This is a genomic window from Citrobacter sp. Cpo037 (assembly GCF_030332945.1).
GTDB classification, from domain to species: Bacteria; Pseudomonadota; Gammaproteobacteria; order Enterobacterales; family Enterobacteriaceae; genus Citrobacter; species Citrobacter portucalensis.
On the sequence record NZ_JAOWGW010000044.1, the window covers coordinates 97,341 to 115,399 of the forward strand.

The 18,059-nt window shown below is 52.4% G+C and carries 15 protein-coding genes and 1 tRNA gene; 5 read left to right on the forward strand and 11 right to left on the reverse strand.

Features of this window, described 5'->3' with window-relative positions; all coding sequences use genetic code 11:
• Positions 1-12: 12 nt before the first annotated feature.
• From OGX94_RS05840 to pepA, 4 genes are all read right to left on the reverse strand, one after another.
• The gene (locus OGX94_RS05840; RefSeq protein WP_257662255.1) at positions 13-516 is read right to left on the reverse strand and encodes a GNAT family N-acetyltransferase; all 504 of its coding nucleotides are present in this window, start codon (positions 514-516) and stop codon (positions 13-15) included.
• 206 nt (positions 517-722) lie between these two features.
• On the reverse strand, positions 723-3,578 hold the full coding sequence (locus OGX94_RS05845; protein ID WP_008786064.1) for a valine--tRNA ligase: 2,856 nt from the start codon (positions 3,576-3,578) through the stop codon (positions 723-725).
• A complete protein-coding gene (gene holC / locus OGX94_RS05850; RefSeq protein WP_003830256.1) occupies positions 3,578-4,021 on the reverse strand; it encodes a DNA polymerase III subunit chi in 444 nt (147 codons plus the stop codon). The genes OGX94_RS05845 and holC overlap by 1 nt, the downstream gene beginning before the upstream one ends.
• Before the next feature lie 119 nt (positions 4,022-4,140).
• Positions 4,141-5,652: a leucyl aminopeptidase gene (pepA, locus tag OGX94_RS05855; protein WP_257662256.1), complete on the reverse strand. Its 1,512-nt coding sequence runs from the start codon at positions 5,650-5,652 to the stop codon at positions 4,141-4,143.
• A 153-nt stretch (positions 5,653-5,805) separates the two neighbouring features.
• On the opposite strand from pepA, the gene OGX94_RS05860 reads away from it, so the two are divergent.
• The 3 genes from OGX94_RS05860 (at position 5,806) to lptG (ending at position 8,101) form a co-directional block, all read left to right on the forward strand.
• Entirely contained in the window at positions 5,806-5,856 is a 51-nt protein-coding gene (locus OGX94_RS05860) for a hypothetical protein (RefSeq protein WP_212723231.1), read from the forward strand.
• A 62-nt stretch (positions 5,857-5,918) separates the two neighbouring features.
• Positions 5,919-7,019 carry an LPS export ABC transporter permease LptF gene (lptF, locus tag OGX94_RS05865; protein WP_032942200.1) on the forward strand — a complete coding sequence of 367 codons (1,101 nt, stop codon included), beginning with the start codon at positions 5,919-5,921 and terminating at the stop codon, positions 7,017-7,019.
• Positions 7,019-8,101: an LPS export ABC transporter permease LptG gene (gene lptG, locus OGX94_RS05870; RefSeq protein ID WP_008786067.1), complete on the forward strand. Its 1,083-nt coding sequence runs from the start codon at positions 7,019-7,021 to the stop codon at positions 8,099-8,101. Before lptF ends, lptG begins: the two co-directional genes overlap by 1 nt.
• A 102-nt stretch (positions 8,102-8,203) precedes the next feature.
• On the opposite strand, the gene OGX94_RS05875 is transcribed toward lptG, so the two are convergent.
• From OGX94_RS05875 to OGX94_RS05890, 4 genes are all read right to left on the reverse strand, one after another.
• The gene (locus tag OGX94_RS05875) at positions 8,204-9,706 is read right to left on the reverse strand and encodes a helicase HerA-like C-terminal domain-containing protein (protein WP_003830246.1); all 1,503 of its coding nucleotides are present in this window, start codon (positions 9,704-9,706) and stop codon (positions 8,204-8,206) included.
• A 147-nt stretch (positions 9,707-9,853) separates the two neighbouring features.
• Entirely contained in the window at positions 9,854-10,873 is a 1,020-nt protein-coding gene (gene ahr / locus OGX94_RS05880) for an NADPH-dependent aldehyde reductase Ahr (protein WP_286568872.1), read from the reverse strand.
• A gap of 74 nt (positions 10,874-10,947) precedes the next feature.
• Positions 10,948-11,529 carry a class I SAM-dependent methyltransferase gene (locus tag OGX94_RS05885; RefSeq protein WP_149335671.1) on the reverse strand — a complete coding sequence of 194 codons (582 nt, stop codon included), beginning with the start codon at positions 11,527-11,529 and terminating at the stop codon, positions 10,948-10,950.
• Positions 11,529-12,542, reverse strand: a complete 1,014-nt coding sequence (locus tag OGX94_RS05890; protein WP_063941027.1) for an HNH endonuclease — start codon at positions 12,540-12,542, stop codon at positions 11,529-11,531. Before OGX94_RS05890 ends, OGX94_RS05885 begins: the two co-directional genes overlap by 1 nt.
• A 289-nt stretch (positions 12,543-12,831) precedes the next feature.
• Here OGX94_RS05890 and OGX94_RS05895 point away from each other — a divergent pair.
• Together OGX94_RS05895 and OGX94_RS05900 are read left to right on the forward strand one after the other, a co-directional pair.
• Positions 12,832-12,916 (forward strand) — tRNA-Leu (locus tag OGX94_RS05895).
• A 186-nt stretch (positions 12,917-13,102) separates the two neighbouring features.
• Positions 13,103-14,362 carry a tyrosine-type recombinase/integrase gene (locus OGX94_RS05900; RefSeq protein ID WP_268063722.1) on the forward strand — a complete coding sequence of 420 codons (1,260 nt, stop codon included), beginning with the start codon at positions 13,103-13,105 and terminating at the stop codon, positions 14,360-14,362.
• Positions 14,363-14,604: 242 nt separating this feature from the next.
• Here the strand turns inward: OGX94_RS05900 and OGX94_RS05905 are convergent, their stop codons facing one another.
• From OGX94_RS05905 to drmB, 3 genes are read right to left on the reverse strand one after another with little or no spacing between them, the layout of a single operon-like run.
• Positions 14,605-15,387, reverse strand: coding sequence for an HNH endonuclease (locus OGX94_RS05905; protein ID WP_202633486.1), 783 nt, complete (start codon positions 15,385-15,387; stop codon positions 14,605-14,607).
• A gap of 49 nt (positions 15,388-15,436) precedes the next feature.
• Complete coding sequence (drmC, locus tag OGX94_RS05910) at positions 15,437-16,198, reverse strand: DISARM system phospholipase D-like protein DrmC (RefSeq protein WP_268063723.1); 762 nt, start codon at positions 16,196-16,198, stop codon at positions 15,437-15,439.
• Position 16,199: 1 nt separating this feature from the next.
• Positions 16,200-18,059, reverse strand: a complete 1,860-nt coding sequence (drmB, locus tag OGX94_RS05915; RefSeq protein ID WP_046458785.1) for an MrfA Zn-binding domain-containing protein — start codon at positions 18,057-18,059, stop codon at positions 16,200-16,202.

An 18,059-nucleotide genomic window follows, 5' to 3' on the forward strand; every position in this document is an offset into this window, starting at 1 on the left:
CTCGGCGTAAGGTCAGATGGGCTTTAACATCCGCACTTCACAATCCACGTGCCCGGTACAGCCCAGCGCTTCGCTGATATGCTCAAAGCCTAAATGCTCATACAGGCGGATTGCCTCAGTCAGAAACGCTGTGGTCTCCAGATAGCACTGCTTAAAACCCTGCTCGCGGGCATGTTCGAGCGCCATCAGCGCCAGTTTTTTCGCCAGCCCCTGACCGCGCGCGCTCGACAGGAAGTACATCTTTTGCAGCTCGCAAATGCCTGGTTCACTACATCCTAACGGCGCAACGCCACCGCCGCCCACGACTTCACCGTTTTGCTCAACCACCCAGTAGGCCGCGCCCGGCTGGCTGTAAACCTGGAACAGTTCGTCCAGATTAGGGTCGGCAACGGTATACCCCTTATCGGCGGTAAGCCCGTATTCAGCGGAAACTTTGCGGATAACACGGGCAATGGCGGCGTTATCATCGGCAGAAATTCGGCGCAGCGTTGCCGCGACGGAGGTAATGGCACTCATAGCGAACTCATGACATAAAAGTGAGACATATGCAGTTAATACCACTGCGGCGAGGGGAAGCGCAAGCGAGGATAATTCAATAAAAAGCCTCTGAGCCTATGCGTCAGAGGCTTTATCGTCTGTGGTGTCGGATGCGCTACGCTTATCCGACCTACGATGACGGTGCCCGTTTGCCGGATAAGCGCAGCGCTATCCGGCATAGGCAATTACAGCGCGGCGATGACCGCCTGCTGTTCAATCAGCTTCGCTTTGGCTTCTGCGTAACCGTCCAGCTTCTCACGCTCTTTGGCGATAACTGCTTCCGGTGCGCGGGCAACGAAACCTTCGTTGGAAAGTTTGCCTTCGATACGGGCAATCTCACCTTCGATTTTCGCTACTTCTTTTGCCAGACGCGCCAGCTCATCTTCTTTGTTGATGAGGCCAGCCATCGGGATCAGCAGCTCGGCGCCGTCGATGATTTTGGTCACGGAGACCGGGCCTTTGTCATCGGCTGGCAGCACGGTAATGCTTTCCAGACGTGCCAGGTTCAGCAGGAAGCTACGGTTGTCGTTCACACGACGCATTGCGTCAGCGCTGCAACCACGCAGCAGCAGCTCCAGCGGTTTGCCCGGGGCGATGTTCATTTCCGCACGGATGTTACGTACGGCAACGATCGCCTGCTTCAGCCATTCGGTATCGGCCAGCGCGGCTTCATCAACCTGTGCGGCGTTATATTCCGGGAACGGCTGCAGCATGATGGTATCTGCAGTGTTGCCACAAATCACTTTCACGCGCTGCCAGATGGTCTCGGTGATGAACGGAATGATCGGGTGCGCCAGGCGCAGCAGACCTTCCAGCACGGTAACCAGCGTATTGCGGGTGCCGCGCAGTTCAGACTCGGAACCGCCGTTCATGACCGGCTTGGTCAGTTCCAGATACCAGTCACAGAACTGGTTCCAGGTGAACTCGTACAGAATGCCCGCGGCGATATCGAAGCGGAAGTTATCCAGCGCTTCGCGGTACGCTTTGATGGTCTGGTTGAATTCAGCGAGGATCCAGCGATCCGCCAGCGACAGGGTCATTTCGCCACCGTTGAAGCCGCAATCCTGATCTTCGGTGTTCATCAGCACGAAGCGGCTGGCGTTCCACAGCTTGTTACAGAAGTTACGGTAACCTTCCAGACGCTTCATGTCCCAGTTGATATCGCGACCAGTAGAGGCCAGCGCTGCCAGGGTGAAACGCAGGGCGTCGGTGCCGTGCGGCTCGATGCCGTCCGGGAACTGCTTCTCGGTACGCTTGGCAATTTTCTCAGCCAGCTGCGGCTGCATCATGTTGCCGGTACGTTTCTCCAGCAGTTCTGCCAGAGAGATACCGTCGACCATATCCAGTGGGTCAATCACGTTGCCCTTGGATTTGGACATCTTCTGACCTTCGTCGTCGCGAATCAGACCGGTCATGTAGACGGTCTTGAACGGAACCTGCGGCTTGCCGTTTTCATCTTTGATGAAGTGCATGGTCATCATGATCATGCGGGCAATCCAGAAGAAGATAATGTCGAAGCCGGAAACCATCACGCTGGTTGGGTGGAACTGACGCAGTGCGTCGGTATTTTCCGGCCAGCCCAGCGTAGAGAAGGTCCACAGTGCAGAAGAGAACCAGGTATCGAGAACGTCTTCGTCTTGGCGCAGTGCAACGTCGGCGCCGAGGTTGTTTTCCTGACGCACTTCGTCTTCGGTACGGCCAACGTAGACGTTGCCGTCGTTGTCATACCATGCCGGGATACGGTGACCCCACCACAGCTGACGGGAAATACACCAGTCCTGAATATCACGCATCCAGGAGAAGTACATGTTTTCGTACTGCTTCGGTACGAACTGGATGTCGCCGTTCTCAACCGCTTCAACCGCCGGTTTTGCCAGCACGTCGGCACGGACGTACCACTGGTCGGTCAGCATCGGTTCGATAACCACGCCGCCACGGTCGCCGTAAGGTACGGTCAGGTCGTGCGGTTTAATTTCTTCCAGCAGGCCCAGCGCATCAACGGCGGCAACCACCGCTTTACGCGCAGCAAAACGTTCCAGCTTCTGGAACTCAGCCGGGATTTCATTGGAGTAAACGTCGGACTCTTCGCCTTTGGTGTCGTACACTTCCGCGGTTTCACGGATGTCACCGTCAAAGGTCAGAATGTTGATCATCGGCAGGCCGTGACGTTTCCCGACTTCGTAGTCGTTAAAGTCGTGTGCCGGGGTGATCTTCACGCAGCCGGTGCCTTTTTCCATGTCGGCGTGTTCATCACCGACGATCGGAATGCGGCGGTTAACCAGCGGCAGAACAACGAATTTGCCAATCAGATCTTTATAGCGCGGATCTTCCGGGTTCACAGCCACGCCGGTATCACCCAGTACGGTTTCCGGACGGGTGGTGGCGACGACCAGGTAATCTTTACCGTCTGCGGTTTTTGCGCCGTCAGCCAGCGGATAGCGGATGTGCCACATGGAGCCTTTAGACTCGCGGTTTTCCACTTCCAGATCAGAAATAGCGGTGCGCAGTTTCGGGTCCCAGTTGACCAGACGCTTGCCACGGTAGATCAGATCTTCTTTGTACAGGCGAACAAAGACTTCTTTCACGGCATTGGAAAGACCTTCGTCCATAGTGAAGCGCTCGCGCTCCCAGTCAACGGAGTTGCCGAGACGGCGCATCTGACGGGTAATGGTGCCGCCGGATTCCGCTTTCCACTGCCAGATTTTGTCGATAAACGCTTCGCGACCGTAGTCGTGACGGGTTTTACCTTCTTCAGCGGCAATCTTACGCTCAACCACCATCTGGGTAGCGATACCCGCGTGGTCGGTACCGGCCTGCCACAGGGTGTTTTTACCCTGCATGCGCTGGTAGCGAATCATGGTATCCATGATGGTTTGCTGGAAAGCATGACCCATATGCAAACTGCCGGTGACGTTCGGCGGCGGGATCATGATGCAGAAGGACTCTTTGCTTTCATCGCCGTTAGGTTTGAAATAGCCCTGCTTTTCCCAGTGCTCGTAAAGCGGCTGTTCGATATCTTGTGGGTTGTATGTCTTTTCCATTATTTCCAGGTTGCCGTATTCAGGTTAAAACCAGCCACGCGGTAAGCTTTGTAGCGATCGCGTGCCGATTGTTTCAAAGAATCTTCGTAAGGAACGAAGTCTATCACTTCTGTGAAAGCGGTGGCAAAATCTGCAAAGCCAACGCGCAAACTGATGAGCAGGTCGCGCGGGCTGCTATTGCGTTTCTCCGGCCAGGCAATCTCTACCGGCGCGCCGCCTCTGGGGCCTTCTCCCGCCAGATTATGCGGAACAAAACTTTCTGCCGGTCTCGCCCACAGAGCTTCATCCAGTCGAAGAGCCTGCTTTTCGTTTTCACAGGCGATCAGCACGCGCTTGCCAGCACGCCAACGTTCTGCGGCAATTTCACACACCAGTTGTTCAACGGCGCTTAAGCCATCGACGGTGTTGTCATTGTCCAGAATATAGAACGTTGCGTTTCTCATGATATGGGGCTTCTTGTTGTGGATTTAAATGCAAAGCCGGGTGGCGCTACGCTTACCCGGCCTACGGTTGAGTAACGTTGTCGGCCGGGTAAGGCGAAGCCGCCACCCGGCGTTTTACATCACTCTTCGCCGTTAAAACCGGCACGATTGAGCAGGAACTGCGACAGCAGCGCCACTGGACGACCGGTTGCGCCTTTGGCTTTCCCTGAACGCCATGCGGTACCGGCGATATCCAGGTGCGCCCAGTTGTACTTACGGGTAAAGCGTGACAGGAAGCAGCCCGCGGTAATGGCACCGCCAGGACGTCCGCCGATGTTCGCCATATCCGCAAAGTTGGACTCTAACTGCTCCTGGTATTCATCACCCAGCGGCAAACGCCACGCGCGGTCACCAGCCTGCTCGGACGCACCGATCAGCTCATGCGCCAGCGGGTTGTGGTTCGACATCAGGCCGGTGATGTGATGGCCCAGCGCAATCACGCACGCGCCGGTCAGGGTCGCGACGTCAATCACTGCTTCTGGCTCAAAGCGCTCGACGTAGGTTAACACGTCGCACAGCACCAGACGGCCTTCGGCATCCGTATTGAGCACTTCAACGGTCTGTCCAGACATGGTGGTCAGCACGTCGCCTGGGCGATACGCGCGGCCACCCGGCATGTTTTCACAGCCCGCCAGCACGCCGACAACGTTGATGGGGATCTGAAGCTCGGCCACCATGCGCATCACGCCGTATACCGCTGCCGCGCCGCACATGTCGTATTTCATCTCATCCATGCCTTCGGCTGGTTTGATGGAGATACCGCCGGAGTCAAAGGTTAACCCTTTACCGACCAGCACGATCGGACGCGCGTCTTCGGACGGATTGCCTTTGTACTCGATGACCGACATCAGCGACTCGTTCTGCGAGCCGTGACCGACGGCCAGATAAGAGTGCATGCCCAGCTCTTTCATTTGTTGCTCGCCGATCACACGGGTCACAACATTTTTGCTGTAGCTGTCTGCCAGCTGGCGCGCCTGAGAGGCCAGGTAGGCGGCGTTACAGATGTTCGGCGGCATGTTGCCAAGATCTTTTGCCGCTTTGATGCCGGCGGCGATCGCCAGACCGTGTTGGATCGCACGCTCACCGCTGGTCAGTTCGCGGCGGGTCGGCACATTGAAGACCATTTTACGCAGCGGGCGACGTGGCTCGCTTTTGTTGGTCTTCAGTTGATCAAAGCTGTACAGCGTTTCCTGTGCCGTCTCAACGGCCTGACGCACTTTCCAGTAGTTATTGCGCCCTTTGACGTGCAGCTCGGTCAGAAAGCAGACGGCTTCCATTGAGCCAGTATCATTCAGCGTATTGATGGTTTTCTGAATGACCTGCTTGTACTGGCGCTCATCAAGTTCGCGCTCTTTGCCACATCCAATGAGGAGAATTCGCTCAGACAGAACGTTAGGAACATGGTGCAGCAACAGGGTTTGACCCGGTTTGCCTTCCAGTTCGCCGCGACGCAGCAGTGCGCTGATGTACCCGTCGCTGATCTTGTCGAGCTGCTCTGCAATCGGAGAGAGGCGGCGTGGTTCAAAGACACCCACGACGATGCACGCACTCCGCTGTTTCTCCGGGCTACCGCTTTTTACACTGAACTCCATGCACTACGCTCCTGAATCTTAAAGACAACGGCGGTGGCTACGGATAGAATTGCAAGCTTTCGTAACTCATACCCGCTGTTGCGGTGACTTCGTGTTAATCTTAACGTTATTACGGCATTGGCACGTCAGAACAATTTCTGAGAGGTGGATCCGTTGAGTATAATGATCTTAGCGACGATTTCGACGACTCAAGAGAATAAATGACGTTTAAGCCATGAAACAAGCTAAATTCCGGCAAAAGACGGGTTTTTACGGGCGTATTTAAAGTGATAATCATAAGATATCTGGTTCGGGAAACGCTCAAAAGCCAACTTGCGATCCTATTCATCCTGCTTTTGATCTTCTTTTGTCAAAAGTTGGTCAGGATCCTTGGTGCGGCGGTTGACGGTGATATCCCGGCAAATCTGGTGCTCTCGCTGCTGGGGCTGGGCGTGCCAGAAATGGCGCAACTTATCTTGCCCTTAAGCCTGTTCCTCGGGCTATTGATGACGCTGGGCAAACTGTATACCGAAAGCGAAATTACGGTCATGCACGCCTGCGGGCTGAGCAAGGCAGTGCTCGTGAAAGCGGCGATGGTGCTGGCGCTGTTTACCAGTATTATTGCGGCGGTCAACGTGATGTGGGCTGGACCGTGGTCCTCCAGACATCAGGACGAAGTCCTGGCGGAGGCGAAAGCGAACCCCGGTATGGCGGCGCTTGCTCAGGGGCAATTCCAGCAGGCGACCAACGGCAGTTCGGTGCTGTTTATCGAAAGCGTTGACGGCAGCAACTTCAAAGACGTGTTCCTCGCGCAAATCCGCCCGAAAGGCAACGCTCGTCCTTCGGTCGTCGTAGCCGATTCCGGACATCTTACCCAGATGCGCGATGGCTCTCAGGTTGTGACGCTGAACCAGGGCACGCGCTTTGAAGGTACCGCGCTGCTGCGCGATTTCCGCATTACTGACTTCCAGGATTATCAGGCGATTATCGGTCATCAGGCCGTGGCACTGGATCCAAACGATACCGACCAGATGAACATGCGTACGCTGTGGACGACCGACACCGATCGTGCCCGCGCGGAGCTGACCTGGCGTATCACGTTAGTATTCACCGTATTTATGATGGCACTGATGGTCGTACCGCTGAGCGTGGTGAACCCGCGTCAAGGTCGCGTGCTGTCGATGCTGCCAGCAATGCTGCTCTATTTGCTGTTCTTCCTGGTTCAGACGTCGCTGAAGTCGAACGGCGGTAAAGGTAAGCTGGATCCGGTGTTCTGGATGTGGACGGTTAACCTGGCGTATCTGGCGCTGGCGATTGTGCTTAACCTCTGGGATACGGTGCCGATGCGCCGCTTGCGTGCCCGTTTTATGCGTAAAGGAGCGGTATAATGCAGCCTTTTGGTGTACTTGACCGCTATATCGGTAAAACCATTTTCACCACCATCATGATGACGCTGTTCATGCTGGTGTCGCTCTCCGGGATCATCAAGTTCGTTGACCAGCTGAAAAAAGCCGGGCAGGGGAGCTACGATGCGATGGGCGCCGGGCTGTATACCCTGCTCAGTGCGCCGAAAGATATTCAGATCTTCTTCCCGATGGCGGCGCTGCTGGGGGCATTGCTGGGGCTGGGCATGCTGGCCCAGCGCAGTGAACTGGTGGTGATGCAGGCTTCCGGCTTTACCCGTATGCAGGTGGCGTTGTCGGTGATGAAAACCGCGATTCCGCTGGTGCTGCTGACGATGGCTATCGGCGAATGGGTCGCGCCACAAGGCGAACAGATGGCGCGTAACTACCGTGCGCAGCAGATGTACGGCGGCTCGCTGCTCTCTACCCAGCAGGGTTTGTGGGCGAAAGACGGTGACAGCTTTGTCTACATCGAGCGGGTGAAAGGCGACGCCGAGTTAGGCGGGATTAGCATCTACTCGTTTAACGACAAGCGCCGTCTGCAGTCTGTACGCTATGCCGCAAGCGCGACGTTTGACCCGGAGCAGAAGGTCTGGCGTTTGTCGCAGGTAGATGAATCCAACCTGACCGATCCGAAACAAATCACCGGCTCGCAAACGGTGAGCGGCACCTGGAAAACCAACCTGACGCCCGACAAGCTCGGCGTCGTGGCGTTGGATCCTGACGCGCTGTCGATTAGTGGTTTGCATAACTATGTGAAGTACCTGAAGTCGAGCGGCCAGGATGCCGGACGCTACCAGCTCAATATGTGGAGCAAAGTCTTCCAGCCGCTGTCTGTGGCGGTCATGATGCTGATGGCGCTGTCGTTTATCTTTGGTCCGCTGCGTAGCGTCCCGATGGGCGTGCGCGTGGTGACAGGGATTAGCTTTGGCTTTGTGTTCTATGTGCTGGACCAAATCTTTGGCCCACTGACGCTGGTGTACGGCATTCCGCCGATTATCGGTGCGCTGCTGCCAAGCGCCAGCTTCTTCCTGATAAGCCTGTGGCTGATGCTACGTAAGTCATAATCACAGTAATCGTAGGCCTGATGGCGTTGTGCTTTTCAGGCCTATTCCGGACCCGTAGGCCGGATAAGGCGTTTACGCCGCCATCCGGCAACGTAACACGGGCTAGCGTTTTCTCCCGCCCATCAAACTCCCCAGCATACCGCGGATTATCTGATTGGTAACTTGTCGCGCCGCGCTTTTCGCCACGCTCTGCACCACGCCATCGCGCTTACCGCCACGCGGTCCGGTGCTGCCAAACAGAATATCCTTCAACCCACCGAGAATACCGCCATCCACATCGACAGCTTTACCGTTGGCGGGGGGCGTATTTTGCTGCTCGGTACTGGCCTGCACGCCTTGCTGCAAACGTTCATAGGCGGACTCGCGGTCGATATCTTCTTCATATTTGCCGTACAGCGAAGAGTGATTAATCAGCCCGTTGCGCTCGTCGTCCGTCACCGGTCCCATCCGTGAGCATGGCGCAATCACCATCGCCCGTTCAACCACAGAAGGGCTGCCTTTGGCGTCCAGAAACGACACCAGCGCCTCACCAGTTCCCAGCTCCTGAATGGCTTTTTCGGTATCAAATGCCGGGTTGGCGCGCATGGTTTGCGCCGCGCTTTTCACCGCTTTCTGGTCTTTCGGGGTGAACGCGCGCAGGGCGTGCTGCACGCGGTTCCCCAACTGACCAAGCACGTTGTCCGGAATATCCGACGGGTTTTGCGAGACGAACCACACGCCGACCCCTTTCGAGCGGATCAGGCGGATCACCTGCTCGATTTTATCCAGCAGCACCTGCGGGGCATCGTTGAACAGCAGGTGCGCTTCATCGAAGAAGAACACCAGTTTTGGCTTCTCCAGATCGCCCGCTTCCGGCAATTGTTCGTACAGTTCGGAGAGCATCCACAGCAGGCTGGCAGCGTACAGTTTGGGCATCTGATAGAGCTTCTCGGCGCTGAGGATATTAATCATCCCTTTGCCGCTGGCGTCGGTACGCATCCAGTCTTTGATGTCCAGCATCGGTTCGCCAAAGAAGTGTGCCGCGCCCTGTTGATCCAGCGACAGCAGCCCGCGCTGGATAGCCCCGACCGAGGCGCTACTGATATTGCCGTACTGATTCTGGAAGGATTTAGCGTTATCGCCAATGTATTGGGTGATAGCCCGCAGGTCTTTGAAATCGAGCAGCAGCAATCCCTGGTCATCGGCAATACGGAAGATAATATCCAGCACACCGGACTGCACGTCGTTGAGGTTCAGCAGACGGGCCAGCAGCAGCGGTCCGAGGTCAGATACAGTAGCCCGCACGGGATGACCTTTTTCGCCGAAGATATCCCACACGGTGACCGGATTAGCATGCGGTTGCCAGTCGGTAATGCCGATATTTTTCAGGCGGGCGAGCAGCTTTTCAGAGGCTTGTCCTTCCTCGGCTACACCGGTTAAGTCACCTTTCACATCGGCCATAAATACCGGCACGCCAATCTCGGACAGCGATTCGGCCAGTTTCTGTAGCGTGACGGTTTTACCGGTCCCGGTCGCGCCGGTAATCAGCCCGTGGCGGTTGGCCATACCTGGCAGTAAAAACAATTCGGTGTCCGGCGTGCGGGCAATTAGCAGGGGTGCGCTCATTGAGATTTCCTCCATTTATCCTGCCTGGAGTATAGGCAACCGTGACGCACTCTTCACCGCTAAATTGCAGAGATTGTGAGGAGAATTTAACCTGTCTGGAATAGCGGGGAGAATAGCCGGGAAGCTTACGCCACCCGGCAAAGACGATCAGAAGTCGGCTTTAAGCACTACGCGGTAGCGGGCTTTGCCGTCACGCACGTGCTGGATAGCTTCGTTAATTTGCGACATCGGGTACAGTTCGGTGGTGGGCGACACCTTGCTGCGCCCGGCAAACTTCATCAGCTTGCGCAGTTCGAACGGCGTACCGGTCGCCGAACCAGAGATACTGCGATCGCCGGCAATTAAGGTGAACGCCGGAACCGGCAGCGGCTTCAGCACCGCGCCGACGGTATGGAAGTTACCGCCGTAGGCCAGCGCTTCAAAATAGGGCTGCCAGTCGAGATCGACGTTAACCGTGTTAATAATGAGATCGAACTGGCCCGCCAGCGCTTTTAGCGCATCCGGATCGCGGCTGTTGACCACTTTATCCGCCCCCATTGCCAGCACTTCCTGCTCTTTCGCCGGATTGGAGCTGAACGCGGTCACTTCGCAACCCATCGCATGTAACAGCTTAATGGCGATATGCCCCAGGCCGCCGATGCCGATCACCCCGACGCGGCTGGTGGCGGTGATATGGTGCATCAGCAGTGGTTTGAACACCGTGATGCCGCCGCACAGTAAGGGGCCAGCGGCCGCCAGATCGATATTGTCCGGCAACGGGATCACCCACTGCCAGTCGGCCCGCAGCTTCTCGGCAAAGCCACCGCGATTAAGAATTGTGGGAACAGACCCTTCAAGGCAGTTGATCTGATTACCGCTGATACAGGCATCGCAATGTCCGCAGCTGCGCGCCGTCCAGCCAACGCCGACGCGCTGACCAACCTTTAGACCCTTATCCTGCGCCGCGCTGCCGAGCGCCGCCACGCGACCAATCACCTCATGCCCGGCAACCAGCGGATACTGAGAGAATCCCCATTCGTTGTCGATCATCGACAAATCAGAATGGCAGATACCGCAGTAATCGACCTGGACTTCGACATCTTCCGGTTTAAACTCGCCCGCATCATATTCATAGAGTTCGAGTTCGCTGCCCGCCGCTTTTGCAGCGTAGCTTTTTATCATCGACATCGTGTTTCCCTCAGTGTGGTGTTGAACTGGAAGTGTAGAGCATGGGGAAACGGGACGCTTCGCAGAAGGGGGGATTAAGGCCTTTTCTGCAGCAGCGCATTGAGCCACATTTCGTCACGGTCGGGGCGCTTATCGCGCGTCGTCCAACTGCTGATTAGCGTGATATCCGTCAGCGGTGCGATCAGCTTTTCCAGCCCTTGTTCGGTGAGATCGGTAAAGTGGCGACCGTCTTTTACTCGTTCAGTTTCACCGTATTTGAACGACACATACCAGGTACCGCCCTTTTTAAGCGCATGGGCGAGTTTGCTCATTACGCTTGGTAACTCTTCGGCACTTACATGCAGCAACGACGCGCAGCACCAGATACCATCATAGTGTTCAATATCGGTGATATCGTTGAATGTCATCTGTCTGACGCGCAGCCCGGCATGCTGGCTGGCAAGGTTAACCATTTCCGATGAGGCGTCGAAAGCCTCGACCCTATACCCTTTCTCAAGAAATGCTTTGCTGTCGCGCCCCGAGCCGCAACCCGCATCCAGAATACGTCCGCCTTCTGTGATGCGTTGCAGAAAAGGTTGATAAAGCGACTCCATATCGACATTAACCGTCGAGCTGAAAAAATCTTGCGCATGGCGCTGGTAATATTCAAGGGTCATCAGAATGTATCCGTTCCTTGTGCAATGGGTTCCCACTGGTGAAAGAGTATTTTAATCGCCTCGTTCCAGCTGTCGTTCAAAAATGTGTTTCTCTGCGCCTGGGTTGCACCGGTCTGACGAATCAACGTTTCACGCAGCGGAAGATGGCTGTTAATGAAGTATTCATTTCGGTCCCGTAGGCGCTGGAGTAGCCTGGTCGAAGGAAGTTGGGCAAATTTACCTTTCCCACCACGGTTACACTCCTTGCAGGCGAGGACCAGATTCCAGACGCCATCGATATTCGCCACCTGTCCCCGTGCTTTCCACGGAATAAAATGATCAACATCAGCGAAAGTGTCATCGCCAGCTTGCAGGCTTATGGGGGCAAAACAGTAGAAGCAGCGCCCCTTCTGATAACCATTCAGGCTGTCCCGACAGCTGGAGATCGCCACCCGTCGATCGCTGTTCCTGCTAAACAACATTTGGTTATCGTCGTCATATTCAATGTTAATCAGGTGGCTGGATATATTCATTGCCCAGCCCTGCTCGACCAGGTTCCAGCGTGCGTCAGTTTCAAAACTGAAGTTTCGGTATTGCAGGCGTTCACCCAGGTTGTAAAAGTTATCCGTCATCCGGATGCCTTTATGCGTTTTGCGCTCATCGATAAAAAAGCGTTTCTCAATCTCACCCTGATTCACATTGTGAAAGGCATCGAGCACGTTGTTAAACCCCTGGCGGACGGTGATGGCGGTGAGTTCATCACGTGTAATTTCACCGTTATTGAATTGCGTACAGGCGGTAATAAACTGGCTGCTGCGTGAGGTAATCTGCTTTGGTGCGTGTTTTAGATGACGGCATAAATGGCCGCTGAATGGTACGGCCAGATCCTCAAGCGCGATCAGATCGCTGCCGTCAGGTTTGAGATCGTACAACGCGTGGGCGAGGGCAAACTTGTAGGAAGCCACATTTTTGCCGAAAAGGATAATCCCGCGCCAGTAGTTCTCCAGCGTGGGTTCAACCTGATAGAAACGCATAACGGTGTCCTGAGCGCGGTGAGTAACCGCTATTACGTGATTCAGTAACGACATCTCATAGTAAACGGCAGCAAATGTAAACCGAGCGGGTCACGTTGCATTTTTTTGCGAGGTAAATTCCGGAAAAATTCAGGTGAGAGATGAGAATAGCTGGAGCAAGGAGGGAGCGTGGGCGATCGAAGCGCAATGACGCTGTTTTTTTCAACACTTAGCGAGACTATCGCGTGCTGGCACTTGCATGGTGGAGCATGACAGGTATAATCCACAACGTTTTCCGCATCCCTTCCGTGCCGGAGTGGCGAAATCGGTAGACGCAGTTGATTCAAAATCAACCGTAGAAATACGTGCCGGTTCGAGTCCGGCCTTCGGCACCATCGGAACATCAATAGACGTCAACGGACGTCTTTTTTTGTGCCTGAAATCCAGTATTTACCCATCATTCCCGCTATATTAACTCTCTCAAGGTCAATCGACTTCAACGTACATCTACCAACAGATGTTGGTACAGATGATGGTATTTCCGGTTCGATAATGCTTGTACCAACAGGGAGGGGATAAGCATGGCTCTAACAGATATCAAAGTCAGAACAGCTAAGCCAACAGATAAGCAATATAAGCTGACTGATGGCAACGGTATGCATCTTCTCGTCCATCCCAATGGTTCTAAATACTGGCGTTTGCAATACCGATTTGGCGGAAAGCAAAAAATGCTGGCTTTAGGAGTTTACCCTGACGTATCTCTTGCAGATGCCAGAGCCCGCCGTGATGAAGCTCGTAAGCTTTTGGCAAACAGCATCGATCCGGGAGATAAAAAGAAAAATGATAAGGTTGAGCTGGAAGAAGCGCGTACTTTTGAGCAGCTTGCTATTGAGTGGCATGCCACAAATAAAAAGTGGTCGGAAGAACATAGTCGACGAGTGCTCAAAAGCCTAATGGACAACCTCTTTCCAGCCATAGGTAAGCGGAATATTGCTGATCTCAAAACTCGAGACCTGCTAGCCCCAATCAAAGCGGTAGAGTTGTCGGGGCGACTAGAGGTGGCATCCCGTCTACAGCAGCGCACTACTGCAATTATGAGATATGCCGTTCAGAGTGGTTTACTTGATTACAATCCCGCGCAAGAGATGGTTGGTGCTGTCGCTTCAAGTAACCGTCAGCATAGACCTGCATTAGAGTTGAAACGTATTACCGAACTGCTTCGACGGATTGATAACTATACCGGCAGGCCTCTAACTCGCCTAGCTGTTGAGCTAACCCTTCTTGTTTTCATTCGTTCCAGCGAATTGCGTTTTGCCCGATGGTCTGAGATCGATTTTGAAACATCAATGTGGACGATTCCAGCCGAGCGAGAAGCTATCGAAGGGGTAAAACACTCACAGCGTGGCTCAAAAATGCGCACACCTCATTTGGTGCCGTTATCTCGTCAGGCGTTAGCAATCCTTAAACAGGTACACAAACTTAGTGGCGATCGCGATTTTGTTTTCATTGGCGATCACGACCATCGCAAACCGATGAGTGAGAACACGGTGAACAAGGCGCTGCGCGTTATGGGTTATGACACGAAGGTAGAGGTTTGTGGACATGGTTTCAGAACAATGGCCTGTAGTTCGTTGATTGAGTCTGGATTGTGGTCGAGGGATGCCGTGGAACGGCAAATGAGCCATATGGAACGTAACTCAGTACGTGCTGCTTACATTCATAAAGCTGAGCATCTGGATGAGCGCAGACTGATGCTGCAGTGGTGGGCTGATTTTCTGGATGTTAATCGGGAAGGGGTAGTGAGTCCTTTTGATTTTGCGAAAATTAATTCAGGGAAATAGATAAGCCTTATTGAGTATAGTATTTGTAACATACGACATAGTGTTGCTGGCGATCTATCTCCAAGAGGACCTTTGATAAAAAAATGTCAGTAAAGCAGTCATCTGAACATGAGGATGGTTGGATGTCTGCTTTAAGCTTCACTGAATAGATTAACAAATACTTAATTTCATCTATTTACATACTTCAGGAAGCATGCTTTTAATTGGCGTGTTTTTGTGCAACTGTTCCCACGAAAATAATATCATGATCTTAATATATTTTCTCGATGCCATTTTAGATAGTGATGATGCTGTGCCGAGAATGGTGGGATATTTTCAGGTAAGTTTAGTTGTGTTTTTACTTCAAAATCAAGTTCAGTGCTAATTAAGATGTGCCCATTATTACTAAATGACAGCCATCCTTGGTCAAAAAGAGCATCAATATGAGCTGCCAATATTATTCCATTATAAGGATCCAGTCGCTCATGACCATTCTGGCACGCGGCCCAAGGCTTAATATGGCTAGCCCTTAACAGAGGTTGAAAAGAAATACCAGTTATAGGACAGGCAGGGAACAGTTTAAGGCATTTTTTCCTGAATTCACCTTGTCCAAGCCTTGAAGCGATTAATCGTTCTTTCATCGTTTCATCCAGACTTTTATCTTGTTGAATAGGTAATATATCAGCCAGTTTTTGTTCTGAGGGGGTTATCGACAGCCAAGATAGAATTTTTTGTTCAATAAGTGACTCTGATAGTTTGTTCATTTTGTTCATAACAGTCTGAGCAGACAACGGGAGCTCGCCAGGAGAACCATCAGCATTCCGCCAGCCTGTGCGTACAACACTTAGCCACGAATCAAAACGATCACGGTGGTTTTTTAGACTGTTATAAAATTCAATTCTCGTCTTACCTGCACCAAATGTTGGATAAAATAGTGATATTGCAGCTTTCCATGTGTCAACACCTAGAACTTCAGGAGGCTTTTTTTTTCCATACTTAGCCAGATACCAAGCTACTTCTAATAATCCACTTTCATATGTATTCATTTTTTTTATCCTTAGCACGAAGATTCATTTTTATATCAAGCTGAACAAATTAAATCAGACTAATGATATTTGTGTTTATAAGAGAGTACAGATGATCACTAAGTGCTTCTGGAATCCCTCCGCCTGTAATAAGAACTCCTGCTTCAATGTTTCTCTCCATGGCATACCCAGTTAGATTTGCGCTTGTAATAAAACAAGTGTGACCATCGGCAACAATTACTTTCGCATGCACGCGACCTTCTGAAAATTCATTGTTTTTATTATTCCAGGCGTAAATATGTGCGCCAGGTATAAGCGTCTGCATCTTACCGATTATATCAATATTGATACTACCACCATGCTCTTGTGAAGATTCCAGCAACATTGTAATGGTAACGCCACGCTTTATAGCCATATTCAATTCATTCACAATACTCGACACATCATAGGCAACAAAGCTGGTAATAAATAAAGACTGTTTTGCCGCATTGATTATTTGTAGCAGCACTTGCTCTGTACGGCGAACAGATACAAAAGGTGTTGTTGGACCAGTCCATACAAGTTCAGTACTTTGCTCAGAGCTAACTTTAAAGTAAACATGGCTTGCAGCAAGAAGCATAGATGCTAGTTCATCTGAATTGACCATGGTGTTTCGCCATGCAATTGCTAGTCTCTCAATAGCTTTACTTGCCTTGGGAGTTCCTACTGCACCTGGCAGTACCAGCAGAGCCTTGCAGGCTTCAGTCCGTCGAATTCGGCCAGCGATCGCTTGTATCTTTTCAGGAGAAACTAGACAAACTAGCTCGGCAACAGCATCTAAGAGTTCATCCATGTTAAAAACCCTTAAAAAATGCAGCGTGAATACGCTCAAGTGTTGGTACTAATAGTGATCGATCCAAATAGCGATTGCCTTGCTCACAAGAGGTTTCTGCTACCAGAGTACATGCATGGCAGGCTGCGGCATGTAATGACCGATCTTTCTCCGGGTTATGTTCAGAACATAGTGGGTCAGAAGAACAGATCTTAGAACGATTTAATGCTTGTACCAGCAGGCGACCAAGATTCTCTGGTTTACCAAGATCTACAAGACCACCCAGTGTGCCATCAGAATCAGCTGCTGCCGTGTAGATCAAGATACCAGCTTGTGGACTGCCGTTTGATGTATCAGCATAGATACGTTCGCGAATACTTGCTGCGTTGTATCCACATTCCAGGGCTAGTTCACGGATCAACAAATGAGATAGGGTATGCAGCATGGCATATCGGATACCTGGGTAATCTTCATTCGGATCGAGATTACGAGAGTTACGCCAACCGGTATGCCCACCACGAAGCATCTTGTCTACTTGCTTGACGGCATCCAGTGATTCCCAATCTACAAGAGCTTTTTCATCGAATTGGATGAAGATACCTTCCCCATGCACCTGGTTAGCTGGCACCCATTCAGGTTTATTGCGTGCCAAGCTAGCCATCTGAGGACGTTCATTTATCTCTCCGGATCCTTCTGGCGCCTCTACTCGAGTAAAACCAAGCAGAGCATTAACCTCTCGTAGTCGTTCAAGTAGTAATACACGGCTGATGTACGGTATGAATTGTGCTGGGGTTCCGATCTTCTTACTCATGAAGTGTGGATAATCCGTGGGAGGGTTGGCCTCTGTCAGCACTTCCCATTCTGGACCTTTGATATCGGCTTCACCTACAAATTCGCTATCGCCACCAGAACGATGCATTTCGATGGCTGACCAGATGTCTGACACGCTATATTTGTCGATTCCAGGGAGACCGCCAGTTAGCTTGAGTGTCTGCACAACGATGGGAACCATGACTTCAGCTGTAATTGCTTCAAAGAACGGCCATCCATCTTGAATCAACTGACTGAGAGGATTTTTTGTTTGGGGTATGGCCAATGCAGAAAGCGTTATCGGAAACCAGCTGTTTGTGGCTCCTAGCAGTACTGCCCGTGGTTCTTCACCGCAGTCAATGTCGAATTGATCCAAATGTGGGTGGCGACCTCGACAAGCTGGAAGATTTTCTTTACCGGCTTTGCCGAAGGCATGGGCCATGCTTCGTGATGCCTCACAGCTATCACACCGTACCCACAGGTTTTCGGTTTGTAAGGATGCACCGCTCTCAAAGAAGCGCAGTGTCCCTTTGCAGGTACTATTGCCACCATGGACAAAGTAGTGCCAAGGAAAGTCATCTAGGTGACCGTCACGACAGGCAAGCAGAAAACGTGCTGGAACGGCATCAGCATCCTTAGCGGGTAAATTCCTTTTAGAACCTGTACAACCTTTGTGAACAAAGCGAGTTCGTTCGGCCCTGAATCGATCCTCTCTGATCTCAAGCAGACCATCATCAAAGGGCGACAACAAACCACACTTTACACAGCGCATCCAGCGAGGAAATGGACGAACAGGTACACCTATGTTGGCCTCGGCTGACCAAGGGTCAACGAGCTCACTTTTCTGAAAGGGCGGCATTCTCAAATTTTCGACTTGTGATCCTAATACTTTCCGAACAGCAGCAAGAAGCCGGGCCTCTTGAATTGGCTGGCAGCGATCTCGCTCCCACTGGTCAATACCTAGTGTCACTACAGATAGGCTCGGTAGATCGATTAGCGCGCCAGGCCCATAAGTCCATAGCAACTGGCTTGGGCGTACTTCGCCGACTGGAGTTTTGTTATTGATGATCAT

Bases quoted from the DNA above. Each gene is read 5' to 3' on its own strand.
- OGX94_RS05840 (WP_257662255.1), bottom strand. From the start codon at position 516: ATGAGTGCCATTACCTCCGTCGCGGCAACGCTGCGCCGAATTTCTGCC.
- OGX94_RS05845 (WP_008786064.1), bottom strand. From the start codon at position 3,578: ATGGAAAAGACATACAACCCACAAGATATCGAACAGCCGCTTTACGAG.
- holC (WP_003830256.1), bottom strand. From the start codon at position 4,021: ATGAGAAACGCAACGTTCTATATTCTGGACAATGACAACACCGTCGAT.
- pepA (WP_257662256.1), bottom strand. From the start codon at position 5,652: ATGGAGTTCAGTGTAAAAAGCGGTAGCCCGGAGAAACAGCGGAGTGCG.
- lptG (WP_008786067.1), top strand. From the start codon at position 7,019: ATGCAGCCTTTTGGTGTACTTGACCGCTATATCGGTAAAACCATTTTC.
- OGX94_RS05875 (WP_003830246.1), bottom strand. From the start codon at position 9,706: ATGAGCGCACCCCTGCTAATTGCCCGCACGCCGGACACCGAATTGTTT.
- ahr (WP_286568872.1), bottom strand. From the start codon at position 10,873: ATGTCGATGATAAAAAGCTACGCTGCAAAAGCGGCGGGCAGCGAACTC.
- OGX94_RS05885 (WP_149335671.1), bottom strand. From the start codon at position 11,529: ATGACCCTTGAATATTACCAGCGCCATGCGCAAGATTTTTTCAGCTCG.
- OGX94_RS05890 (WP_063941027.1), bottom strand. From the start codon at position 12,542: ATGCGTTTCTATCAGGTTGAACCCACGCTGGAGAACTACTGGCGCGGG.
- OGX94_RS05900 (WP_268063722.1), top strand. From the start codon at position 13,103: ATGGCTCTAACAGATATCAAAGTCAGAACAGCTAAGCCAACAGATAAG.
- OGX94_RS05905 (WP_202633486.1), bottom strand. From the start codon at position 15,387: ATGAATACATATGAAAGTGGATTATTAGAAGTAGCTTGGTATCTGGCT.
- drmC (WP_268063723.1), bottom strand. From the start codon at position 16,198: ATGGATGAACTCTTAGATGCTGTTGCCGAGCTAGTTTGTCTAGTTTCT.
- drmB (WP_046458785.1), bottom strand. From the start codon at position 18,059: ATGATCATCAATAACAAAACTCCAGTCGGCGAAGTACGCCCAAGCCAG.